Consider the following 5037-nt stretch of genomic DNA (forward strand, 5'->3'; position numbering starts at 1 on the left):
TCCCCGTGCCGGGCGCCGCGCCGCCGGGCACGGGGGCCGCAAAATGACACGCGGGGCGACGGCCGCCCGCCACGCGCGCGGCGTCGTGTCCCTCGAGTTCGTGCTGATGCTGCCGTTCCTGCTGATGGTGCTGATCGGCATCATCGACACGAGCCTGATCCTGTGCGACAAGGCCGTGATCACGAACGCGAGCCGCGAGGCCGCGCGCGCCGGCGTCGTGCTGCGCGTGCCGATGCTGACCACGACGCAGATCGCCAACGTCGCGCAGAACTACATGCAGAACAGCCTGATCACCGGCGGCACCGCGACGACACCGGCGGTGACCGTGACGCAGGCAAACGGCACGACGGCGGGCACCGCGCTGACGGTGACGATCACCTACACGTATTCGGGGCTCGTGCTGGGTTCCGCATTCAGCGCGCTCACCGGCCCGGTGACGGTCTCGGCGACGTCGGTGATGCTTTATGAATGACGTGAGCGCAACGCGACCCGTCGGCCGCGCGCGGCAGCGCGGTTCGGTTGCGCTGTTCTTCCTGCTGTTCCTGATTCCGCTGCTGTCGTTCGGCGCACTGGCGATCGACATCGCGTGGGTGGCCGCGGTGAAGAACCAGTTGCAGAACGCGGCCGACGCGGCGGCGCTCGCGGGGGCCGACGCGATGATGTCGCCGAGCGGCGGCGCGCTGAACTGGTCGCAGGCCGCGCCGGCGGCGAACGGCGTGATCGCGCAGAACTCGGCGGCCGGCGCGGCGCTGTCGACCGGCACGGTAACCACCGGATACTGGAACGTCACGCGCAGCCCCGCATCGATGCAGCCGACGACCATCACGCCCGGCCCGTACGACGTGCCGGCGGTGCAGGTCACCGTGTCGCGCACGCCCGGCGTGAACGGCGGCTCGATTCCGCTGCTGCTCGGCGGGCTGCTGGGGATACCCGGCGCGTCCGGCAGCGCGACCGCGGTGGCGGTGCTGGCGGCGCCGGGCGGGGTCGCGTCCGGCGGGCTGTTTCCGATCGCGATCGACCAGTGCGTGTACAACCAGTACTGGAACGCGGCGACCAACCAGCCGCTGATCAATCCGCTGACGGGCCAGCCGTATGAATTCTCGATCACGAACGGCCAGACCTACGGCTCGCTGTGCATGGGCGGCCAGTGGACGTCGTTCCAGTCGACCGCGACCGACACGACGACGATGGGCGGCCTGATGGTGACCGGCAATCCGACGACGCTCAGTATCGGCGACAGCATCAATCTCGCGACCGGCGTGAAGGCGACGCTCTACACGTCGGTGCCGGTCGGCACGACGGTGGTGCTGCCGGTCGTCACGCAGACGTCGAGCAGCACCAGAGTGCCGATCGTCGCGTTCGCGGCGTTCCGCATCGACGTGTCGCTGGGCGGTACGTACAAGTACATCCAGGGTCACTTCGTCGCCGGCGTGAAGATGACGGGCGTCGCGACCGGCGTCGGGCCGTACTACGGCGTCTACGTGCCGCCGCGGCTCGCGTTGTGAGCGCCCGGGCCGGCGCGGCGCAGCAGCACGAGGAGCGCGAACAGCGTCACGGCCGGGCCGATCTGCGGCCCTTGCAGCCAAGGATTCAGGTATTCGACGATCGGCAGCAGCCACATGAACGCGATTGCGGCCTGCTCGCCGCGCAGCCAGCCGTCCTGCCAGCCGATCGCCAGCATGCACGCGATCGCGATGCCGAGCCAGGCGAGTTCGTAGTGCCAGACGTACGGGTTGGCCGCGAGCGTCGCGACCGCCAGCACCGCCGCGCGCAAGCGGATGTCGCGCGAGCGCGCCCACGCGATGCAGGCCGCCGCGATCGCCAGCGCCGCGATGCACGCTTGCGCGGCATACGCGACGCCGGGCGGCAGGCCCGCGAGTCGGAAGGCGGCGAACGGCGCCGGCGACACGAGCCAGAACACGACGCCTTGCTCGAGGAGGAGCGACCGCACGAGTGCCGTGCCGGCGACGAACAGGCGTACCGATTCGACGCCGCAGATCAGGACGCTCAACGCGGCGAACGCGGTGGTGGCGAGCGCGGCCCATGCGATCGTGCGCCATGCGCGCGTGGCGATCAGCACGAACGGGAACAGCAGTGCCAGTTGCGGCTTGGCCGACAGCAGGCCGATGCAGAGGCCGGCCCACATCGGCCGACGGTCCGCCCAGCAGACGGCCAGGGCCGCGCACGACGCGGTCAGGAACGCGTTCTGCCCGAACAGCCCGGTGACGAACACGCACGGGGCGGCGACCAGCGCGAACCCGCCGGCGCGCCAGGCGCCGGGGAGCGCGCCGAGGCCCGATACGCGCGATGCGGCGAAGCCGAACACGACGACGCCGAACGCGACGAACAGCGGATAGCCGACCGCATAGGGCAGCAGCGCCAGCGGCGTCACGAGCAGCAGGTTGGTGGGCGGGTACAGCCACGCGACGAGGTCTTCGCGGCGGAACTGCGGGAACAGTTCGGCTGCCAGCCGCGAGAAGGTCGGCAAATCGTACGCTTGCCACGGCGAGCCGTGCAGCATCACGTACGACGCCGACCAGAACACCGCGTAGTCGGGGCCCGGGCGCGACAGCGCGGTGGCGGGCGCGTGACGGACGACGGTGACCCAGATCGCGATGAACAGCGCGTAGCACGCGAGCGCTGCCGCGCTGTACGCAACGACGCGCCGGGGTGTCAGCCATGCGCGGACGGGAGAGGCCGCCGATCGTATCGATTGCCGGGCGAGATCCATGCGTCGGGTGCTCGCTTACTTGACGGAGGCTTTCCGCGCACCGTGGCCGGCGGTCGCGGGCTGCGCCGTCCGGCGGCGGGCCGCGTGCGTGCGCTTGAGCGGGAACTGCAGCAGCTTCGACGCCGGATGCGCGGCGGCGTCCCGCTGCGCGTGGTAGCGCCGCCGCACGAGATAGACCGGGCGCTGCTTCGATTCGTGATAGATGCGGCCGAGGTATTCGCCGATCACGCCGATGCCGATCAGCTGGATGCCGCCGACGAACAGCATCGCGGAGATGAGTGACGCGTAGCCGTGCACGGGATTGCCGAACAGCAGCGTGCGCATGACGATGAACGCGCCGTAGATGAACGACAGCGCGGCGAACGCGAGGCCGATGTAGGTCCACACGCGCAGCGGCACGGTGCTGAAGCTGGTGATGCCTTCGAGCGCGAAGTTCCAGCGCCGCCATCCGGAGAATTTCGAACGGCCGCCGCTGCGCGGTGCACGCGTGTATTCGACGATCTCGATGCGGTAGCCGACCCACGCGAACAGGCCTTTCATGAAGCGCCGCCGCTCGGGCAGCGCGCGCAGCGCGTCGACGACCTGGCGGTCCATCAGGCGGAAATCGCCGACGTTCTCGGGCATCTCGACTTCGGAGAGGCGGTTGTGCACGCGGTAGTAGAGCGCGGCGGCCACACGCTGCATCAGCGGGTCGCACATGCGGTCGGTGCGTTTCGCGGCGACGACCTCGGCGCCGGCGAGCCAGCGTTCGACCATGGCGGGAATCAGCGCAGGCGGGTCCTGCAGATCGGCGTCGATCAGGATCACGGCGGTGCCGGTGGCTTCGTCGATGCCGGCGGTGAGCGCGGCTTCCTTGCCGAAGCGCCGGGTGAGATCGACGATGCGCACGCGTGGGTCGCCGGCGGCGACGTCGATCAGCTTGCCGAGCGTGTCGTCGCGGCTGCCGTCGTTCACGCAGACGATCTCGAAACGAACCGACTCGACCGATTCGAGGATGGGCAGCGTTGTCGCAAAGAACGCGTCGATTGTTTCGTCCTCGTCGTGGAACGGCACGACGAGCGAGACCAGCGGCTTTCTGGCGTGCACGGACATACGTCCCCCGTGAGATCCGGCCTGCGCTGCACCGTATGGATCCGGCTGTCGTCCGCTGCAGGCCGGACGACAGGCGTTCTGATCATTGTAGGCAGGATTCGGGGATTCGTAACACCAATCGATGCAGGCGCGGCGGATGTGTCGACGGGCGCGTCGACGTCGTGCGATGCAGCGGCGGGGTTCCCACCGCTGGCCGCCCCGCGCAGAGGGGGCAGGGCGTCACGCTTCAGCGATAGGGCCGGCTGCTGGCGAGCGCGGTACGTTCGACCAGTCGGGGCCGACGCTGCTGGTCGCGGCGATGCGCACGCTCGTCGCCTCGACGTTCGGCGACGACGTGCCGGACCTCGATATGGCGCGGCCACGCTGAACGCAGCCGTGCGCGGCCTCGCTCAGGCGGACACGTTGCGGATCGCGATCGATGCGACATCGACGCGCCGCGGCAGGATCGCGTCGGCCGCCGCGCGATCGGCGACACGCTGCAGCACGTCGATGTCGGCGCCGCTGAGGCTGCGCTGCGCGAGTGCGGCCCGGCGCGCGATGTCGGTCGCCGCGTCGGGCGGCAGGCGCGTGAGCGACGCATAGACGTTCGCATAGTCGCCCGGGTGCGCGAGCGCCCATTGGCCCGCGCGGGCGAGCCGCGCCAGCACGTCCGCGAGCGCTGCGCGCTTCGCGCGATCGTCGAGCGTTTCGACCGGCGACGTGAGGAACGCCAGCCCGGAATTGATGCCGCTGCCGTCGCGGACGATGCGCGCACCGCGCCGTACCGCATGCCCGTAGTACGGGTCGAACGTCGCCCAGATGCCGATCCGCTTCGCCTCGAACGCGGCGAACGCATCGACGGGCAGCACGAAGCGCACGTCGACATCGCGCGGCGCGAGGCCGTGTTCGCGCAGCGCGCCGTACAACTGGTACTGCGAGATGCTGCCGCGCGCGGACGACACGACGACGGTTTGCCCTTTCAGGTCGCCGACGGTGCGGACCGGCGAATCGGGCTGCACGACGATGCCGAGCGACGCCGGCGAGCCGACGCGCGTCGCGACGATCCGCAACGACGGGTCGCCGAGCGCGGCCGTCAGCACGGGCAGGTCGCCGGCCGGTGCGAGATCGATCGCCCCCGCGCGCTGTGCCTCGAACAGCGGCGCGGCGCCCTGGAAGTTGGCCCAGCGGAACCGGTAAGGCGTGCCATCGAGCACGCGCGCGGCTTCGGCGAGCGC

At 70.4% G+C, this 5037-nt stretch carries 5 protein-coding genes; 2 read left to right on the top strand and 3 right to left on the bottom strand.

Translation table 11 applies throughout. The annotated features are described in order from the left end of the window. The first annotated feature begins 43 nt into the window (after positions 1–43). A complete protein-coding gene (locus tag G3N64_RS38155) occupies positions 44–472 on the top strand; it encodes a TadE/TadG family type IV pilus assembly protein (protein ID WP_205788753.1) in 429 nt (142 codons plus the stop codon). Beyond that, positions 465–1505: a TadG family pilus assembly protein gene (locus G3N64_RS38160; protein ID WP_205788754.1), complete on the top strand. Its 1041-nt coding sequence runs from the start codon at positions 465–467 to the stop codon at positions 1503–1505. Before G3N64_RS38155 ends, G3N64_RS38160 begins: the two co-directional genes overlap by 8 nt. On the opposite strand, the gene G3N64_RS38165 is transcribed toward G3N64_RS38160, so the two are convergent. The 3 genes from G3N64_RS38165 to G3N64_RS38175 all read right to left on the bottom strand — a co-directional run. Next, positions 1478–2731, bottom strand: a complete 1254-nt coding sequence (locus G3N64_RS38165; protein ID WP_205788755.1) for a glycosyltransferase family 87 protein — start codon at positions 2729–2731, stop codon at positions 1478–1480. The genes G3N64_RS38160 and G3N64_RS38165 overlap by 28 nt on opposite strands. Positions 2732–2746: 15 nt before the next feature. After that, on the bottom strand, positions 2747–3823 hold the full coding sequence (locus G3N64_RS38170; protein ID WP_205788756.1) for a glycosyltransferase family 2 protein: 1077 nt from the start codon (positions 3821–3823) through the stop codon (positions 2747–2749). 389 nt (positions 3824–4212) lie between these two features. Next, positions 4213–5037 (bottom strand): ABC transporter substrate-binding protein (locus G3N64_RS38175; RefSeq protein ID WP_205788757.1); only part of this gene is annotated, 825 nt, incomplete at its 5' end.

Source organism: Burkholderia sp. Ac-20344 (assembly GCF_017104975.1).
Lineage (GTDB): Bacteria > Pseudomonadota > Gammaproteobacteria > Burkholderiales > Burkholderiaceae > Burkholderia.

Excerpts from the sequence above, each read along its gene's own strand:
- G3N64_RS38155 (WP_205788753.1), top strand. The coding sequence starts at position 44 with ATGACACGCGGGGCGACGGCCGCCCGCCACGCGCGCGGCGTCGTGTCC.
- G3N64_RS38160 (WP_205788754.1), top strand. The coding sequence starts at position 465 with ATGAATGACGTGAGCGCAACGCGACCCGTCGGCCGCGCGCGGCAGCGC.
- G3N64_RS38165 (WP_205788755.1), bottom strand. The coding sequence starts at position 2,731 with ATGGATCTCGCCCGGCAATCGATACGATCGGCGGCCTCTCCCGTCCGC.
- G3N64_RS38170 (WP_205788756.1), bottom strand. The coding sequence starts at position 3,823 with ATGTCCGTGCACGCCAGAAAGCCGCTGGTCTCGCTCGTCGTGCCGTTC.